This window comes from Burkholderia sp. 22313 (genome assembly GCF_052045245.1).
GTDB lineage: Bacteria > Pseudomonadota > Gammaproteobacteria > Burkholderiales > Burkholderiaceae > Burkholderia.
This window is the reverse complement of the sequence record NZ_JBQEON010000029.1, coordinates 18,664-36,135: the sequence shown is the minus strand read 5'-3', so window position 1 is coordinate 36,135 and position 17,472 is coordinate 18,664. Positions and strand designations below refer to the sequence as shown.

At 67.8% G+C, this 17,472-nt stretch carries 11 protein-coding genes and 1 pseudogene; 6 read left to right on the top strand and 6 right to left on the bottom strand.

Features of this window, described 5'->3' with window-relative positions; translation table 11 throughout:
- Nucleotides 1-3 precede the first annotated feature (3 nt).
- Both ACTJKF_RS22510 and ACTJKF_RS22505 read left to right on the top strand, forming a co-directional pair.
- A complete protein-coding gene (locus ACTJKF_RS22510; RefSeq protein WP_440626237.1) occupies nucleotides 4-2,391 on the top strand; it encodes a CHASE2 domain-containing protein in 2,388 nt (795 codons plus the stop codon).
- Nucleotides 2,392-2,428: 37 nt separating this feature from the next.
- Complete coding sequence (locus tag ACTJKF_RS22505) at nucleotides 2,429-3,043, top strand: DUF4136 domain-containing protein (RefSeq protein ID WP_440626235.1); 615 nt, start codon at nucleotides 2,429-2,431, stop codon at nucleotides 3,041-3,043.
- 60 nt (nucleotides 3,044-3,103) lie between these two features.
- Here ACTJKF_RS22505 and galU read toward each other — a convergent pair whose 3' ends face one another.
- Together galU and ACTJKF_RS22495 are read right to left on the bottom strand one after the other, a co-directional pair.
- Nucleotides 3,104-3,988, bottom strand: a complete 885-nt coding sequence (gene galU, locus ACTJKF_RS22500) for a UTP--glucose-1-phosphate uridylyltransferase GalU (protein WP_440626233.1) — start codon at nucleotides 3,986-3,988, stop codon at nucleotides 3,104-3,106.
- An 87-nt stretch (nucleotides 3,989-4,075) separates the two neighbouring features.
- Nucleotides 4,076-6,943, bottom strand: coding sequence for a valine--tRNA ligase (locus ACTJKF_RS22495; protein ID WP_440626231.1), 2,868 nt, complete (start codon nucleotides 6,941-6,943; stop codon nucleotides 4,076-4,078).
- Nucleotides 6,944-7,167: 224 nt separating this feature from the next.
- On the opposite strand from ACTJKF_RS22495, the gene ACTJKF_RS22490 reads away from it, so the two are divergent.
- The 3 genes and pseudogenes from ACTJKF_RS22490 to ACTJKF_RS22480 all read left to right on the top strand — a co-directional run.
- On the top strand, nucleotides 7,168-9,531 hold the full coding sequence (locus tag ACTJKF_RS22490; protein ID WP_440626229.1) for a UvrD-helicase domain-containing protein: 2,364 nt from the start codon (nucleotides 7,168-7,170) through the stop codon (nucleotides 9,529-9,531).
- Nucleotides 9,528-10,337 carry a 5'-methylthioadenosine/adenosylhomocysteine nucleosidase gene (locus ACTJKF_RS22485; RefSeq protein WP_440626227.1) on the top strand — a complete coding sequence of 270 codons (810 nt, stop codon included), beginning with the start codon at nucleotides 9,528-9,530 and terminating at the stop codon, nucleotides 10,335-10,337. The genes ACTJKF_RS22490 and ACTJKF_RS22485 overlap by 4 nt, the downstream gene beginning before the upstream one ends.
- Nucleotides 10,338-10,481: 144 nt before the next feature.
- Nucleotides 10,482-10,690 (top strand): annotated as a pseudogene (locus tag ACTJKF_RS22480) (tlde1 domain-containing protein); the annotation flags it as partial.
- Nucleotides 10,691-10,835: 145 nt separating this feature from the next.
- Here the strand turns inward: ACTJKF_RS22480 and ACTJKF_RS22475 are convergent.
- On the bottom strand, nucleotides 10,836-12,074 hold the full coding sequence (locus ACTJKF_RS22475) for an MFS transporter (RefSeq protein ID WP_440626225.1): 1,239 nt from the start codon (nucleotides 12,072-12,074) through the stop codon (nucleotides 10,836-10,838).
- Nucleotides 12,075-12,480: 406 nt separating this feature from the next.
- Here ACTJKF_RS22475 and ACTJKF_RS22470 point away from each other — a divergent pair, with 406 nt between their 5' ends.
- Nucleotides 12,481-14,154 carry a methyl-accepting chemotaxis protein gene (locus ACTJKF_RS22470; RefSeq protein WP_440626223.1) on the top strand — a complete coding sequence of 558 codons (1,674 nt, stop codon included), beginning with the start codon at nucleotides 12,481-12,483 and terminating at the stop codon, nucleotides 14,152-14,154.
- 23 nt (nucleotides 14,155-14,177) lie between these two features.
- Here the strand turns inward: ACTJKF_RS22470 and ACTJKF_RS22465 are convergent, their stop codons facing one another.
- The 3 genes from ACTJKF_RS22465 to ACTJKF_RS22455 are packed head-to-tail and all read right to left on the bottom strand — an operon-like array spanning nucleotide 14,178 to nucleotide 17,467.
- Nucleotides 14,178-15,053 (bottom strand): efflux RND transporter periplasmic adaptor subunit, encoded by an 876-nt coding sequence (locus ACTJKF_RS22465; protein ID WP_440626221.1) that lies wholly within the window; start codon nucleotides 15,051-15,053, stop codon nucleotides 14,178-14,180.
- A 12-nt stretch (nucleotides 15,054-15,065) separates the two neighbouring features.
- Nucleotides 15,066-15,269 (bottom strand): DUF1656 domain-containing protein, encoded by a 204-nt coding sequence (locus ACTJKF_RS22460; RefSeq protein WP_011351756.1) that lies wholly within the window; start codon nucleotides 15,267-15,269, stop codon nucleotides 15,066-15,068.
- Complete coding sequence (locus tag ACTJKF_RS22455; RefSeq protein ID WP_440626219.1) at nucleotides 15,266-17,467, bottom strand: FUSC family protein; 2,202 nt, start codon at nucleotides 17,465-17,467, stop codon at nucleotides 15,266-15,268. Before ACTJKF_RS22455 ends, ACTJKF_RS22460 begins: the two co-directional genes overlap by 4 nt.
- Nucleotides 17,468-17,472: the final 5 nt, after the last annotated feature.

Sequence of the window (17,472 nt, the reverse complement as noted above, 5' to 3'; positions counted from 1 at the left end):
CGCATGAAACCGGATGCCATTTCTCCGCGGCGGCGCCTCGGCCGCCGCTTCCTGATCGAGTGGATCGCGATCGGCTGCCTCGGGGTCGCGGTGATTCTCGTGTGCGCGCTCGGCCGGCTGTCGTCGAGCGTCGACGGGCTGATCTACGACCGGCTGCTGATGCTGCGCAGCCTGCCGCTGTCGCCCGACGTCGTCGTCGTCGATATCGACAACCAGAGCGTGTCCGCACTCGGCCGCTGGCCGTGGCCGCGCACCGTGCATGCGCGGCTGCTCGACACGCTCGCGCGCGCGCAGCCGGCCGCCGTCGTCTACGACGTGCTGTTTACCGAGCCATCGTCCGACGATCGCGCGTTCGCCGACGCGATGGCCCATGTGCCGACCTTCCTGCCCGTCTTGCTGAGCCCCGAGCAGGCGGACGGCACGCGTGCCGTCGATCCGCCGGTGGCCGAGCTCTCGGCGCGTGCGATGGGGCTCGGCCACATCAATCTCGAAGTCGATCCCGACGGCATCGTGCGCAGCGTCGCGCTGTTCGAAAGCGACGGGCGCGTGCGCTGGCCGCAGCTGATGGTGCCCGTCTACCGCGCGATCCAGGCCGGCCGGTTGCATCCGGTCGGCGGCGCGCCCGGCGCGCGAGCGCACGACCTGTCGCGCGATGCGGCGGGCGAGGGCCGCTACCTGATTCCGTTCAGCCGCAATACGCCCGCGTATCCGACGCTGTCGTTCGACGACGTGCTCGAAGGGCGCGTGAAGCCCGACGCGCTGCGCGGCAAGATCGTCGTCGTCGGCGTGACGGCGTCGGGCCTCTACGACCGTTTCGCGACACCGGTGTCGGGGGATTTCGGCCCGCTCGCCGGCGTGTACATCCACGCGAACGTGCTCGACATGCTGACGACCGGCAGCGCGATCCTGCCCGCGTCGCGCGCGGGGCTGTTCGCCGCGTCGCTGCTGCCGCTCGCCGTGCTGCTGGGCGGCTTCCTGATGCTGTCGCCATGGCGCGCGCTGCTGCTGACGCTGAGTCTCGCCGCGCTGGCCGCCGTCGCGAGCCTGGCGCTGCTGTTCGAGGCGCGCGTGTGGCTGTCGCCCGCGCCCGCGATCTTCGGGCTGATCGCCGTGTACCCGATCTGGAACTGGCGGCGCCTGGAAATGACGATGTCGTACCTGCGCCGCGAGCTGCAGCGGCTCGCCGACGAGCCGCACCTGCTGCCCGAGGCGCCGCGCACGCGCAGCGTCGGTGGCGACGTGCTCGAGCGGCAGATGGCGCTGATGGCGCAGGCCGCGCAGCGCGTGCAGGACATGAAGCGCTTCGTGTGGGACAGCCTCGACAGCATGCCGGAGCCGATCTTCGTCACCGACCTGGCCGGCACCGTGCTGATCGCGAACCATGCGGCCAAGCGCTACGGGTCGCGGCTCGCGCTGCCGCTGCCGGAGGGGCGTCAACTGCAGGCGGCGCTCGGCGAGCTGACCTTCATGAAGACCGTCGACGGCAACGCCGAACACGACGTCACGATCCGCGAACACTGGCCGGCCGCGCTTGACCCGACGCTCGAGGCCGAGCACGACGCGATGGCGCGCGGCATCGAGGTGCGCGACCGCGACGGGCTCGACCATCTGTTACGCTACGCCCCGTGTACCAACGCGCAGGGTCGCGTGACCGGCTGGATTGCCGGCCTCGTCGACGTGACCGAGCTGCATGCGGCCGAGCGGCAGCGCGAGGAGGCGCTGCACCTGCTGTCGCACGACATGCGCTCGCCGCAATCGTCGATCCTCGCGCTCGTCGAGATCGAGCGCGATCGCGTCGAAACCGATGCGATGCGCGGGCTGCTCGCGCGGATCGAGCGCTATGCGCACCGTGCGCTGTCGCTGGCCGACGAGTTCGTGCAGCTGGCGCGCGCGGAGTCGCAGGCCTACCAGCTCGAACCGACCGGTCTCGTCGACGTGCTGATCGACGCGAGCGACGAAGTGTGGCCGCAGGCGCAGGCGAAGCGCATCCGCATCGATACCGACGTCGGTACCGACATGTGCTGGACGCGCGCCGATCGCTCGCTGATCACGCGTGCGTTCGTCAACCTGCTGAACAACGCGGTCAAATACAGTCCGTCCGACACGGTGATCGCGTGTACGCTGACGGTCGAGCATGCATCGAAGCGGATGTTCTGTACGATTCGCGACCAGGGGTACGGTATCGCGCCGGAAGATCAGCGGCATCTGTTCGAGCGTTTCAAGCGGTTCCATGCCGGCGAGCGGCCCGAGATCTCGGGTTCCGGGCTCGGCATGGCATTCGTGAAGACGGTCGTCACGCGCCACGGCGGCAGCGTGACGGTCGACAGCGAAGTGGGGGTCGGCACCGCGGTGACGGTGTCGCTGCCCGCGATCGACGAGCCGTTCGCCTGACAGGGCCGGGCACGACGGCAGGCATTTGGGGGAAGTCATGAGAAAGGAATGGGCAGCGACCGCGCTGGCCGTCTCGCTGTTGACGGGTTGCGCCGGTGTCACGACCGGCGTGAGCACGCTCGGGCAGCCGAATGTGTTCGCGTCCGGCACGCACGGCTACGATTTCGTGCGCACGGCCGCTCAGGCCGACGATGCCGAATACCGCCAGATCGAGACGCTCGTGCGCGACGAACTCGCGCACCGCGGTTTCGCCGCGCAGCCGGGCAAGGCCGCGGACTACCGGTTGTCGATCGCCTATGCGACGCAGCCGGCGTCGGTTGCAACGACGGCCGACCAGTGCGGCGCCGCGAGCAGCGCGTGCGTGACGGTCGACGGGCCGGCGCCGTTCGCGCTGCCGTTCGCGGGCAAGGTATACCGCCACGTGCTGACGCTGCGTTTCGTCGACGCGAAGTCGGGGGCTGACGTCTATCGCGTATCGGCCTCGCTGCGCGATCGCGACGCGGGCACCCGGCAGGCCGCACCGACGCTCGTGAAGAGCGCGCTGGCGAAGCTGCCGTTCGAACCGGGTGGCGGCTGGCTCGTGAAGACGAAAAAAGACGACGCGGGCGCAATGCCGGGCGTCGTCTCGGTGAAGCCGGCCACGACGCGCTGACGCGCCGGCCGTGAGGTGAGGGCAGGCCCGCCGACGAGGCGAGGCCGGCCCGTGCCGCGTTCAGGCGATCGGTTGCGGGTTGCCGCGCGCGCGCAGGTACGCGTCGAACTCGGTGCCGACTTCCGGGTGGCGCAGTGCGAACTCGACCGTCGCCTTCAGGTAGCCGAGCTTGCTGCCGCAGTCGTAACGCGTGCCCTGGTACTTGTAGGCCAGCACCTGCTCGTCGGCGAGCAGCGCCTGGATCGCGTCGGTGAGCTGCAGTTCGCCGCCCGCGCCTGGCTTCAGCGCACGCAGGTGTTCGAAGATCCGCGGCTTCAGGATGTAGCGGCCGACCACGCCGAGGTTCGACGGCGCGACTTCCGGCGCCGGCTTCTCGACGATCGCCGACATCTTGACGATCGATTCTTCCCACTCCTTGCCGTCGACGATCCCGTACGACTTCGTCTCCGATGGCGGGATCTCTTCCACGCCGATCACCGAGCTGTGATAGTGGTCGAACACGTCGACCATCTGCTTCATCACGGGCGGGTTGCCGTCGAGCAGGTCGTCCGCGAGGATCACCGCGAACGGGTTGTCGGCCACCAGCTTTTCCGCGCACAGCACCGCATGGCCGAGGCCGAGCGCTTCCGGCTGGCGCACGTAGAAGCAGTCGACATGGCTCGGCTTGATGCTGCGCACGAGCTCGAGCAGCTTCTCCTTGCCGCGCGCCTCGAGTTCGGCCTCGACCTCGTACGACTTGTCGAAGTGGTCCTCGATCGCGCGCTTGCTGCGCCCGGTCACGAAGATCATCTCGGTGATGCCCGCGGCGATCGCTTCCTCGACCGCGTACTGGATCAGCGGCTTGTCGACGACCGGCAGCATTTCCTTCGGGCTCGCCTTCGTTGCCGGCAGGAACCGCGTGCCGAGACCGGCGACGGGGAATACCGCCTTGGTAACTTTCAACATGATCGAACCTTTATTCCTGTAATCGACTTGTCAGACAGTCTATGTTCACGTTCCGATTATAGTGAACGCAAACGACCTTACCGTTTGTTACGCAGGCAACCGATCGAGCTGCGCACGCAGTTTTTCGAGCGTGCTCTGGAATTCCGCGACGCGCTTCTGCTCCTGCTCGACCACGGCCGGCGGCGCTTTCGCGACGAACGCCTCGTTGCCCAGCTTCGCATTGCACTTCGCGATCTCGCCGGTCAGGCGCGCGATTTCCTTCGACAGGCGCTCGCGTTCGGCCGCGACGTCGATTTCCACCTTCAACACCAGCTTGTTCGGGCCCACGATCGCGATCGGGGCGCCGTGCGCTTCCTTGTCGAGCGTCGCTTCGTCCGCGAGAATCTGCACTTCGGACAGGCGGGCGAGGGCCTGCACGTACGGCGCGAACGAGCGCAGGCGCTCGGCGTCGCCGGCCGCCAGCAGCGGCACCTTGGTCGCCGGCGACAGGTTCATCTCGCCGCGCAGGTTGCGGCACGCGTCGACGATCGCCTTCAGGTCGGCCGCCCATTGTTCGGACGCTTCGTCGATCTTCTGCAGGTTCGCGAGCGGATACGCCTGCGTCATCAGCGACGCTTCGCCCTCGGCCTGGCCTTGCGGATAGCGGCCGGCGAGCGGCGCGACCTTCTGCCAGAGCGCTTCGGTGATGAACGGGATGATCGGATGCGCGAGGCGCAGCACCGTTTCCAGCACGCGCAGCAGCGTGCGGCGCGTCGCGCGCTGCTGTTCCGGCGTGCCGTTCTGGATCTGCACCTTCGCGAGTTCGAGATACCAGTCGCAGTACTCGTCCCACACGAACTTGTAGATGCTGCTGGCGATGTTGTCGAAGCGGTAATCGGCGAAGCCCTTCGCGATGTCGGCCTCGGTGCGCTGCAGGAGCGACACGATCCAGCGGTCGGCCGCCGAGAAGTCGAGGTAGCCGCCCGGGCCGCAATCGCCCGCGCCGCAGACTTCCGGCTTGTCGCTGCCGCAGTCGTGGCCTTCGCAGTTCATCAGCACGAAGCGCGTGGCGTTCCACAGCTTGTTGCAGAAGTTGCGATAGCCTTCGCAGCGCGCGAGGTCGAAGTTCACGTTGCGGCCGAGCGTCGCCATCGACGCCATCGTGAAGCGCAGCGCGTCGGTGCCGAACGCGGCGATGCCGTCCGGGAATTCCTTGCGCGTCTTCTTCTCGATCGTCGCGGCCTGCTTCGGGTTCATCAGGCCCGTCGTGCGTTTCGCGACGAGCGTGTCGAGGTCGATGCCGTCGACGATGTCGATCGGGTCGAGCGTGTTGCCCTTGCTCTTCGACATCTTCTGGCCTTCCGCGTCACGCACGAGGCCGTGCACGTACACGGTGTGGAACGGCACCTGGCCCGTGAAATGCGTGGTCATCATCACCATCCGGGCGACCCAGAAGAAGATGATGTCGAAGCCCGTGACGAGCACGGACGACGGCAGGAAGTGCTTCAGTTCAGGTGTTTGGTTCGGCCAGCCGAGCGACGAGAACGGCACGAGCGCCGACGAGAACCACGTGTCGAGCACGTCTTCGTCGCGCTTGAGCGCACCCGTGTAACCCTGCGCTGCCGCCTTCGCGCGCGCATCTTCCTCGTTGCGCGCGACGAACACCTCGCCGTTCTCGCCGTACCACGCGGGAATCTGGTGGCCCCACCACAGCTGGCGCGAGATGCACCAGTCCTGGATGTTCTCGAGCCACTGGTAATAGGTGGTCGTCCAGTTTTCCGGGATGAACTTGATCTGGCCGTTGCGTACGACGTCGAGCGACGTTTCCGTGATCGACTTGCCGGGATTGAATGTGCCTTCCGGCGCCGGCTTCGTCATCGCGACGAACCACTGGTCGGTCAGCATCGGCTCGATCACGACGCCCGTGCGGTCGCCGCGCGGCACCATCAGCTTGTGCGGCTTCACCGAGTCGAGGAACCCCTCTGCGTCGAGGTCGGCGACGATCGCCTTGCGCGCGTCGAAGCGATCGAGGCCGCGATACTGCTCGGGGCCGTTGTCGTTGATCTTCGCGTCGAGCGTCAGGATCTCGATCGGCGCGAGCTTGTGGCGCTGGCCGACCTGGTAGTCGTTGAAGTCGTGCGCGGGCGTGACCTTCACGACGCCCGTGCCGAACTCGCGGTCGACGTAGTCGTCGGCGATCACCGGAATTTCACGGCCCGTCAGCGGCAGCGTGACGAGCTTGCCGATCAGGTGCGCGTAGCGCTCGTCTTCCGGGTGCACCATCAGCGCGACGTCGCCGAGCATCGTTTCCGGACGCGTCGTGGCGACGGTGAGCGAGCCCGAACCGTCGACGAGCGGGTAGCGGATGTGCCACAGGTGGCCGTTTTCCTCTTCGCTCACGACTTCGAGGTCCGACACGGCGGTCAGCAGCACCGGATCCCAGTTGACGAGACGCTTGCCGCGATAGATCAGGCCCTGTTCATGGAGCGTGACGAACACGTCGCGCACGGCGGCCGACATCTTGTCGTCCATCGTGAAGTATTCGCGCGACCAGTCGGGCGACGCGCCGAGACGGCGGACCTGGCCGGTGATCGTCGACCCCGATTTTTCCTTCCATTCCCACACGCGCTCGACGAATTTCTCGCGGCCGAGGTCGTGGCGCGACACGCCCTGCGCGTCGAGCTGGCGCTCGACGACGATCTGGGTCGCGATCCCCGCGTGGTCGGTGCCGGGCACCCACAGCGTGTTCTCGCCGAGCATCCGGTGGTAGCGGGTGAGGCCGTCCATGATCGTCTGGTTGAACGCGTGGCCCATGTGCAGCGTGCCCGTCACGTTCGGCGGCGGCAACTGGATCGAGAAATCGGGGCGGGCCGGGTCGAAGGCCGGAGCCGCATAGCCGCGTTTTTCCCACTCCGGCCCCCATTGGGACTCGATGGTGTGGGGCTCGAAACTCTTCGCAAGCGTGTTGTCGCTCATGTTGGAAATCTGCCGAAAAATGCGTGAATTGGATGCCGAATCCGACAATTATAAATGGATGCACATCGACCAGCCATCGCCTTGCCGGTGCGGGCCCGTCGCGACACGGGCGCCGCTCGCCGGCAACACGCCTGCGACGTGCAGTCGAACGGATCGGGAACGGCATCGCGCGGCCGACTTATAATGTCGGGTCCGCATTTTTCTCGCCCGTTCGCTGCCGCTCCATGCCCGACCTGCTCGCCAATCTGAACCCCGAACAACTCGCCGCCGTCACGTTGCCGAACGAACCGGCGCTGATCCTCGCAGGGGCGGGCAGCGGCAAGACCCGCGTGCTGATCACCCGCATCGCGTGGCTGATCCAGCAGGGCTACGCGTCGCCGCCCACCGTGCTTGCCGTGACCTTCACCAACAAGGCCGCGCGCGAGATGATGGCGCGCCTGTCGGCGATGATGCCGATCGACACGCGCGGGATGTGGATCGGCACGTTCCACGGCCTGTGCAACCGGATGCTGCGCACGCACTGGCGCGACGCCGGCCTGCCGCAGACCTTCCAGATCCTCGATACGGCCGACCAGCTGTCCGCGATCAAGCGGCTGATGAAGGCGGCGAACGTCGACGACGAGAAGTACCCGCCGAAGAACGTCCAGTACTTCATCAACAACGCGAAGGAGCAAGGGCTGCGCCCGGACAAGGTCGACGCGACCGACAGCTTCAACCGCAAGTTCGTCGAGCTGTACCAGGCGTACGACCAGCAGTGCCAGCGCGAGGGCGTCGTCGATTTCCCCGAGCTGCTGCTGCGCTGCTACGAACTGCTCGCGTACAACGCGCCGCTGCGCGCGCATTACCAGGCGCGCTTCAAGCACATCCTCGTCGACGAGTTCCAGGACACCAACAAGCTGCAGTACGCGTGGCTCAAGATGCTCGCGGGCGGCCAGAACGCGATCTTCGCGGTCGGCGACGACGACCAGTCGATCTACGCGTTCCGCGGCGCGAACGTCGGCAACATGCGCGACTTCGAAGACGAATTCCGCGTGCGCAACCTGATCAAGCTCGAGCAGAACTACCGGTCGCACGGCAACATCCTCGATGCCGCGAACCAGCTGATCTCGAACAACGCGCACCGCCTCGGCAAGAACCTGCGCACCGACGCCGGCCACGGCGAGCCCGTGCGCGTGTACGAGGCGAGCACCGATTCGCAGGAAGCCGGCTGGATCGTCGAGGAGATCCGTTCGCTGATCAACACCGGGATGGCACGCAGCGAAGTGGCCGTCCTGTACCGCAGCAACGCGCAGTCGCGCTCGATCGAGCACACGCTGATGTCGTCGGGCATCCCGTATCGCGTGTACGGCGGCCTGCGCTTCTTCGAGCGCCAGGAAGTGAAGCACGCACTCGCCTACCTGCGCCTGATCGACAACCCGAACGACGACACCGCGTTCGTGCGCGTCGTGAACTTCCCGACCCGCGGGATCGGCGCGCGCTCGATCGAGCAGCTGGCCGACGCCGCGCGCCTGTACGGCTGCTCGATGGCCGCCGCGATTCCGTACGTGACGGGCAAGGCCGGCACGAGCCTCGGCGGGTTCGCGAACCTGGTCGCGAAGATGCGTGCCGATACGCAGCAGATGAACTTGCCCGACACCGTCGAGCACATCGTGCGCGCCAGCGGTCTCGCCGATTTCTACCAGGGCGAGCGCGAAGGCCAGGATCGTCTCGAGAACTTGCAGGAACTCGTGAACGCGGCCACCGCGTTCATTGCCGAGGAAGGCTACGGGCTCGATACGCCGGCCCGTTCAATCCCGCTGCGCGCCGGCGCGATCGCGGCGCCCGCGCTCGGCGCCGCGACGGACGATCCGGCGGTCGACGTGCTCGATGCGGTCTCGCCCGCCGACCCGGCCCAGAACCCCGACACGATGACGCCGCTCGCGGGCTTCCTGTCGCACGCGTCGCTGGAGGCCGGCGACAACCAGGCGCAGGCCGGCCAGGACGCGGTGCAACTGATGACGGTGCATGCGGCGAAGGGCCTGGAATTCTCGGCCGTGTTCATCACCGGCCTCGAGGAAGGGCTGTTCCCGCACGAGAACAGCGTGCTCGAGTCCGACGGCCTCGAGGAAGAGCGCCGGCTGATGTACGTCGCGATCACGCGTGCGAAGGAGCGGCTCTACCTGTCGTTCGCGCAGAGCCGGATGCTGCACGGCCAGACGCGCTACAACGTGCGCTCGCGCTTCTTCGACGAATTGCCGGAGCACGTGCTGAAGTGGCTGACGCCGAAGGTCGAGGCGGGGTCGCGCTGGGGCGGCCGCTCGGACAATGCCGGCTGGGGGCGCGACTGGTTCGCGCGGCCGGGCGGCGGCAGTCGCGAGCAGGTCGTCGATGCGGCGGTCACCGCGCCGCTGCCGGCGTTCGCGAACAAGCAGCGCGCGGCCGACACCGGTTTCCGCGTCGGCCAGCCGGTGTTCCATACCAAGTTCGGCGAGGGCACGGTCACCGCGCTCGAAGGCAGCGGCGCCGATGCGAAGGCGCAGGTGAAATTCAAGCGGCACGGCGAGAAGTGGCTCGCGCTGGCGGTCGCGAAACTGCAGGCGGTGGAATGATGGGCATCGACAGGGTTGAAACGGTTGCGACGCGTCCGCTCGGCATTCTGGCCGCGCTGCCCGAGGAACTCGGCGACCTGATCGCCGCGATGCGCGCCGAGGGCGCGATGAACACGGTCACGCTCGGCCGCCGCGATTACCACGTCGGCACCGTGCACGGCGCGGCCTGCGTCGTCACGCTCGCGCGGGTCGGCAAGGTCGCGGCCGCCGCGACGGTCAGCGCGCTGATCCACGTGTTCGGCGTGTCCGGTGTCGTGTTCACCGGCGTGGCCGGCGGCGTGTCGCGCACGGTGCGCGTGGGCGACGTCGTCGTCGCGGATACGCTGCTGCAGCACGATCTCGATGCGTCGCCGCTGTTTCCGCGCTACGAGGTGCCGCTGCTCGGCATCACGCGCTTCGCGACCGATGCGGCACTCACGGCCCGCCTGAAGGCCGCGTGCACGCTGTTCGTCGCGGAGGAGGGCGCGCAGTTCGCCGAGCGCTTCGGGCTGGCCGGCGCGGCGCTGCACGGCGGGCTGATCATCAGCGGCGACCGCTTCGTGTCGAGCGAACCCGAGGTCGTCGCGCTGCGCGACGCACTGCCGGACGCGCTCGCGGTCGAGATGGAAGGCGCGGCGATCGCGCAGGTGTGCGCCGAACACGACGTGCCGTTCGCGCTCGTGCGCACCATCTCCGACACGGCCGACGACCACGCGACGCAGTCGTTCTCGCACTTCCTGTCGGCCATCGCGAGCAGCTATTCGTCCGGCATCCTCAAGCGTTTCCTGACGCTGCATGCGACGAAGCGTGACGCGGCAGGCGTATAGTGACGCTCGCTGCGCCTGGGCGCAGCAATGACGACGAAACCACGATGGATTAAGCTCGCACGGCTGCCGGGGAAGTTGAGGCAGTCAGGACGACCGCACGTCGCACGCGGTTGTATAAAAAATAGCGATCCAGAGAGGGTCCGAATACCTGCCGAATGTGTTTTCTCGTTGAACCGTCAACGCTCGTCCGTCCTGCATTGCGCGGGTTTCGGGGCGGTCTCCGCATTTGGCGGCAACGGTCGATATGTCAATGATCCGAACTCGACAACCGTTCCCGACGACGGACCGTTGCCGGCCGGTGTTTATACATCGTGGATCGCCAGAGCGGTGGACGCATGGGGTGGTTGAACGACTGTGATCGCATTGGCGTTGGTCTGGCTGGGCGCTCGAATGCTTGATCGTGGAACGCGAGAGTCCCGGCACCGATAGCCGTTTGGCGAAACGCTTCATAACGTTTTTCGATCGACCGGCCGCGGCGCGCCCGCCGCGGCCGGTTCGTCACGCCTGCTTGCGCCGGTTGCTTTCGAGGTTCGGCAGGAACACCGTCAGCACGCCGATCAGCGGCAGGAACGAGCACACCTTGTACACGAACGTGATGCTCGTCGCGTCCGCGAGCTGGCCGAGCACGGCGGCGCCCACGCCGCCCAGGCCGAACGCGAAGCCGAAGAACAGCCCCGCGACCATCCCGACCTTGCCGGGCATCAGCTCCGTCGCATAGACGAGGATCGCGGCGAACGCCGAGGCCAGCACGATGCCGATGATCACGCTCAGCACGCTGGTCCAGAACAGGTTCGCGTACGGCAACAGCAGCGTGAACGGCGCGACGCCGAGAATCGATACCCAGATCACGTACTTGCGGCCGATCCGGTCGCCGACCGGCCCGCCGATCAGCGTGCCGGCGGCCACGGCCGCGAGGAACACGAACAGGTGGATCTGCGCGGCCTGCACCGACAGGTGGAACTTGTCGATCAGATAGAACGTGAAATAGCTGTTGATGCTCGCGAGGTAGAAGTATTTCGAGAACACCAGCAGCACCAGCACGCCGATCGCGGCGAGCACGCGGCCCTGCGACAGCGTCGGATGGCCGGCCGCCGCGGCCTTCTTCTTCATCGACGGATGCTGCTTGTACCAGTGGCCGATCTGCGTGAGCACGACCATCGCGACGAGCGCGGCGGCCGAGAACCACGCGATGCTGTGCTGGCCGTGCGGGATGATGACCAGCGCGGCGAGCAGCGGCCCGAGCGCCGAGCCGGCGTTGCCGCCGACCTGGAACAGCGACTGCGCGAGCCCGTGACGGCCGCCCGATGCCATCCGCGCGACGCGCGACGATTCCGGATGGAACACCGACGAACCGCACCCGACCAGTGCCGCCGCCGCCAGCAGCGTCGGGAAGTTCCGGGCGGCCGACATCAGCAGCAGCCCCGCGAGCGTGAAGCCCATCCCGACCGGCAGCGAATAGGGCTTCGGCCGCTTGTCGGTATACAGGCCGACGAGCGGCTGCAGCAGCGATGCGGTGATCTGGTAGGTCAGCGTGATCAGCCCGATCTGCGCGAACGACAGCGCGAACTGGCTCTTGAGCATCGGATAGATCGCGAGGATCAACGACTGGATCATGTCGTTGAGCATGTGCGAGAAGCTGATCGCGCCGAGCACCGGGTAGACGGTGCGCGGGGCGGGTGGAGCAGACGGCTGGGCCGCGGCGGCGGTGCCGGCGCCCGGATCGAGGCTGGTTTCCATGTGAGCTGAGCGAGTTGAGGTGGCAGGACGCGCTCTGAGGGGGATCGGCGCGTTTGAATCGTTGTTGCGTCAAAGAAGTGTAATGTGGCGTATCAAGAATGTCAGGCCAAGTTTTATCGCGATTCGGACATTGATATGACGATTCGGCCATTCCTCCCTTTTTTGGCCGGGTATAACGCAGGCGGCGCATCCGCCTGTCGAGAGGGGCGCGCGGGGCCGGCTCGGTGTTAGTCCCGACTCAAGGTCGGCCGATGGCGGCCGTAGAACGACGCAACGACAACAGAGGTGCGCCCCGCCCGCCACTGGCCACGAGCCGGGCGGGCACGGGACGCGCGGCCTGGCCAGCCATCGCGGGGACTGCCGGAACCGACCTTTCCGGCGGCGTGATCAATACGGGGATATATCGATGAAAGCAGCATCATTGCATCCGCAGCCGGGTGCGGCCACTACCGCAACCGGCGCAGCCGCCAAGCCCGCCGCGCGACGTCCGCGCGCAGTCTGGCGCGAACGCCGGCCGTGGAGCGTCAAGGCGACCTTGCGCGCCGCGTTTGCGATCCTGCTGGCCGGCACGCTCGCGATCGGCGTGTTTTCGCTGTGGCAGATCAGCCGGCTGAACGCGTCGATCGCGTCGGTCTACGAGCAGGGCCACGTCGCGAGCCGGGCGGCCGAGGAGGTGCGGGCCGAGGTGTTGCGCGCGAGCCGCGCGCAGAAGATGCTGCTGACCGCGACCACCGCGAAGGAGCGCGACGATCTGGGCGCCGAGGTCGGCGCGGGGCTCGCGTCGATCGGCCAGGCGCTCGCGACGCTGCAGCGCTACGCGGATCCGGCCGATGCGGACGATTCCGCGCGGCTGCGCGCATTCTCGATGGCGGTCGGCACGTGGAGCGGCCATCTGCGCGATTTCGTCGCGCTGGTGCAGGCGCAGCCGCTCGACCTGTCGCAGATGAACTGGCAGGTCGGCACGCAGGACGTGTCGCTGCTGGTCGAGACCGGCAAGCTCGAGAAGCTCGTCGCGATGCTCGTGAAGACGCGCGGCGCGAAGTCGAAGGCGACGCTCGATGCGTCCGCAACGATCTTCTCGTCGTCGTTCGGGATGATCGCGGCGATGACGGCCGCGCTGATCGTGCTGGCGATCGCGATCGCCGAACGGGTCGTGCGCCGCCTCGCGTCGCAGCTCGGCGGCGAGCCGGCCGATGCGAAGGCGATTGCCGCCGACATCGCGCGCGGCGACCTGACGCGGCCGATTCCGCTCGCCCGGCACGACCGCGGCAGCATGGTGCGCGCGCTGTCCGACATGCAGACCGGGCTCGCGGCGACGGTCGGCGAGATCGCCGTCAGCGCGGAGGCGATCGCGGCCGCGTCCGGCGAGATTTCAACGGGGAACCTGGACCTGTCGCGCCGCACCGAGCAGCAGGCCGTCGCGCTCGAACGCACCGCGGCCAGCATGGAGGAGCTCACGTCGACCGTGCGGCAGAACGCCGAAAACGCGCGTCAGGCGAGCGCGCTGGCGGCCAATGCGTCGGCCGTCGCGGAGGCGGGCGGGGACGTGGTCGGCCGCGTGGTCGCGACGATGAGCGAGATCGACGACAGCGCGAAGAACATTCGCGACATCATCGGCACGATCGAGGGGATCGCGTTTCAGACCAATATTCTCGCGCTGAACGCGGCGGTCGAGGCCGCCCGGGCGGGTGAACAGGGGCGGGGTTTCTCGGTGGTCGCGGCAGAGGTGCGGCTGCTCGCGCAGCGCTCGGCCACCGCGGCAAAGGAGATTCGCGAGCTGATCGGCGCGTCGGTCGAGCGCGTCGCGAACGGCGCGGCGCTCGCGCACGATGCGGGCCGGACGATGGGCGACGTGGTGCGGGCAGTGAAGCGCGTGACCGACATCATCGGCGAGATCTCCGCGGCGTCGGACGAGCAGAGCGCGGGGATCGACGAGATCGGCCGCGCCGTCACGCAGATGGATGCCGGCACCCAGCAGAATGCGGCGCTCGTCGAACAGGCGGCCGCCGCGGCGAATGCGCTCGACGAGCAGGCGCAGGCGCTCAAGTTGCTGGTCGGACGCTTCCACATCGCGGCGTGAGCGTCCGGCCGGCAGGCCGGCGCTTACGACTTCTTCTGCTTGTCCGGATCGACGATGACCGTGCAGGTCGTGCCCGCCGACAGCACCACGTCGGCCGGCACTTCGTCGATGCGGATCCGCACCGGCACGCGCTGCGCGAGACGCACCCAGTTGAAGGTCGGGTTCACATCGGCGACGAGGTCGCGGCTTTGCGGGTTGTCGCGATCGTAGATGCCGCGCGAGATGCTCTCGACGTGGCCCTTCATCACGCCGCCGCTCATCAGCCGCATTTCGGCCGGCGCGCCGACCTTCACGCGCGGCAGCTTGGTTTCCTCGAAGTAGCCGTAGACCCAGAACGAATGGCTGTCGACGATCGCGAGCTTGGCCTGGCCGGCCACCGCGTAGTTGCCCTTGAACGTCTGCAGGTTCGTGATGTAGCCGTCGACCGGCGCGACCACGCGCGTGCGTTCGAGATTGAGCTTCGCGGCGTCGAGCGCGGCGATCGCCTGCTGGTACTGCGCATCGGCGCTCGACGCGCTGTGCGCCGCGTTCTCGCGGTTTTCCTTCGACACGACGAGCGCGTCGAGGTCGGCACGGCGGGCCGCGTCGTCGCGGCGCATCTGCAGTTCCGCGCGGCGGGCGGCGACGGCCGCTTGCGCCTGCTCGACCGCGATCTGGTAGTGCGACGGGTCGATCTGCATGATCAGGTCGCCCTTTTTCACGAGCTGGTTGTCATGCACGGGCAGCTCGACGATCGCGCCCGACACGTCCGGCGCGACGTTGACGATCTCGGCGCGCACGCGCCCGTCGCGCGTCCACGGATCGTCCATGTAGTGCACCCACAGCGAGCGCCCGATCAGGATCGCGACGAGAAGGATGACGGCGGTCGCGACGAAGCCGAAGAGTTTTCTGAGAATCATGATGGTTCGGAATCAACGGTAAACGGCAAGACTCAGTCCGCCGCAAATGCAGACGAGAAGGCACGCGCGAAACAGCGACGGGTGCCAGACGAGACGGTAGAGGCCCGTATAGGCGAGCAGGCGGTCGACGGCCCAGGTCGCCAGCGCGCCCAGGACGAACATCAGGACCACCGTGGGCATGTAGGCATCGAGAATGGCGATTTCACGCGGCATCATGACGAGGCTCCTTGTTGGGGACGCACGGGGCGGTTGCGGTTGAGCGGCTCGAGCGGCGATTGCGGATCGAGCAGCGCCGTGCGTACGAAATGCAGATGGCTCAGGATGCGCTGCAGCCGGTGGCGCTCGTCGCGCGACGGCGTGAACGCATCGAGCGTTTGCCGGGTCGCGTCGATCGCGGCGTTGACCGCGGCCAGCGTCGCATCGAAGCGCTCGGCGCTCGGCCGGGCAAACAGCGCGGACAACGCGGTGCGCATCGTCTCGATCGCACGCCGCCACGGCGTCGCCGGCGCATAGCGCGGGTCGGACGGCAGCGTCGCCAGCTCGGTGCGCAGGTCGAGTGCCGCATTGCCCGTTTCCAGCACCGCGAACATCCAGCGCAGCGCGTCGCGCTGCACGTCGGGCTGGTCGGCCGACAGCGTGTGCGCCTGGTACATCAGGTCACGCGCGCCGCTCTCGAAGCGCGTGCGCAATCCGGCAAGCCGGGCGTGACACGCCGCGACCACCTGATGGCGCAGGTCGGCGAACAGCCGCTTCTTCAGCCACGGCGCGGTCGGCGGGAACAGCACCGCGAACGCGATTGCCGAGACCAGCATCGACAGCACCAGCGCGAGCGCATCGTTCATGAAGCTCGTCGGGTCGTAGTGCGTGACGCTGTCCGGGCCGGCGAGGAAGCAGAAGAAGATCAGGTAGCCCATCCCGTAGCCCGCGAGCTTCGGCTTCAGCGTCATGTAGATGCCGATCGCGAGCAGCGGCGCGAGCGCCACGCACAGCAGCGGGAAGCCGTCGATGTGCGGGTAGATGCCGAACGTCAGCAGGAAACCCGTGCAGACGGCCAGTGCGGTACCCATGCCCATCTGCGCGGACATCGCGGTCGGGCGCGGCGTCGACGATGCAAGCGCGCAGGTGGCCGCCGCCGTCAGCGTCATCGTCACGCCGCTCGGCCACGCGGTTTCGATCCAGAACCCGCCGAGCACGAGGATCACGGTCGCGGTGCGAATCGCCGCGATCACCATCGCCGTCACGTTGGTGCGCGGCTCGTAGCGCTCGATCCAGCGTTCGCGCTCGTGCGTCGCGGTCGACAGCGACGCATAGGTCGCCGCGTATTCGTGCAGGTCGGTGATGAAGCGGTACAGCAGCTCGGCGGCCGTGTCGAAGTCGAGCAGCGGAAAGTCCGGTTGCGTCTCCAGGGACGCACGTGTCGCGCGGACGCGGCGCGGCAGTTCGTTGCGCCAGGCGAGCAGCTGTTCGGCCGCGAGCGCGGCGTCGGCCGACGAGCGCACCGGTTCGCCGTTGCGCGTCAGGAGCGGCGCGATCTCGCGGAAATACGGCTCGATCGCGTCGATCGCGGCCTGCGCGCCGGCCGCCCGCAGCCGGTTCATCAACTGGTGCAGCGCGTGGAAGCGGCTCGATACGCTCATGAACTCGCTGTTCAGGCGTGCCAGACGGCCGCTGCGCATGCGCGTGTCCGGATCCTCGAACACCGCCATGCTGCGCGCCGCTTCGAAGCCGACCACGTCCGCGACGAAGCGCGTATGGATGGTTTCGATGTGCGCGCGATCGAGCTGGCCCGACAGCGCCGCCGCGACGTAGTCGACGAAGCTGCCGAAGCGCTTGCGCACCGTCGTGCGCATCTGCTCGCCGGTGGTCTGCGGAAACACCAGCGCGCTGACCACGCCCGCCGACACGATGCCGACCATGATTTCGGCGACCCGCGTCATCGCGCTCATGAACGCGCCGTCCGGGTGTTGCGACGCCGGCAGCCCGATCAGCGCGGTCGTGTAGCCGGCGAGCAGGAAGCCGTAGCTGCGGAAGTTGCGGTTGCGCGCGGCGCCGGCCGTGCACAGCGCGACCCACAGCGCGACCGCCAGCAGGAACAGCTGCGGCTGCTGCGGGAACAGGCCGACGAACGTGAGCGTCGCGATCAGCCCGAAGATCGTGCCGGCGACCCGGTAGAAGCTCTTCGCGAGCACGGCGCCGCTTTGCGGCTGCATCACGATGAACACCGTGGTCATCGCCGTCTTCGGCGCCGGCAGGTCGAGCCGCATCGACACGCCGGTCGCGATGAACGCGGCGAGCAGCGCCTTGAACAGATAGAGCCACGCGGCGCCGTCGCTGCGGGCCCAGTCGCCGAACGCGGCGTACCAGGCCGCGAGCGGGCCGCCGGCGTGCGTGGAAGCGGGGGAGGAGGCTGACATGGCGG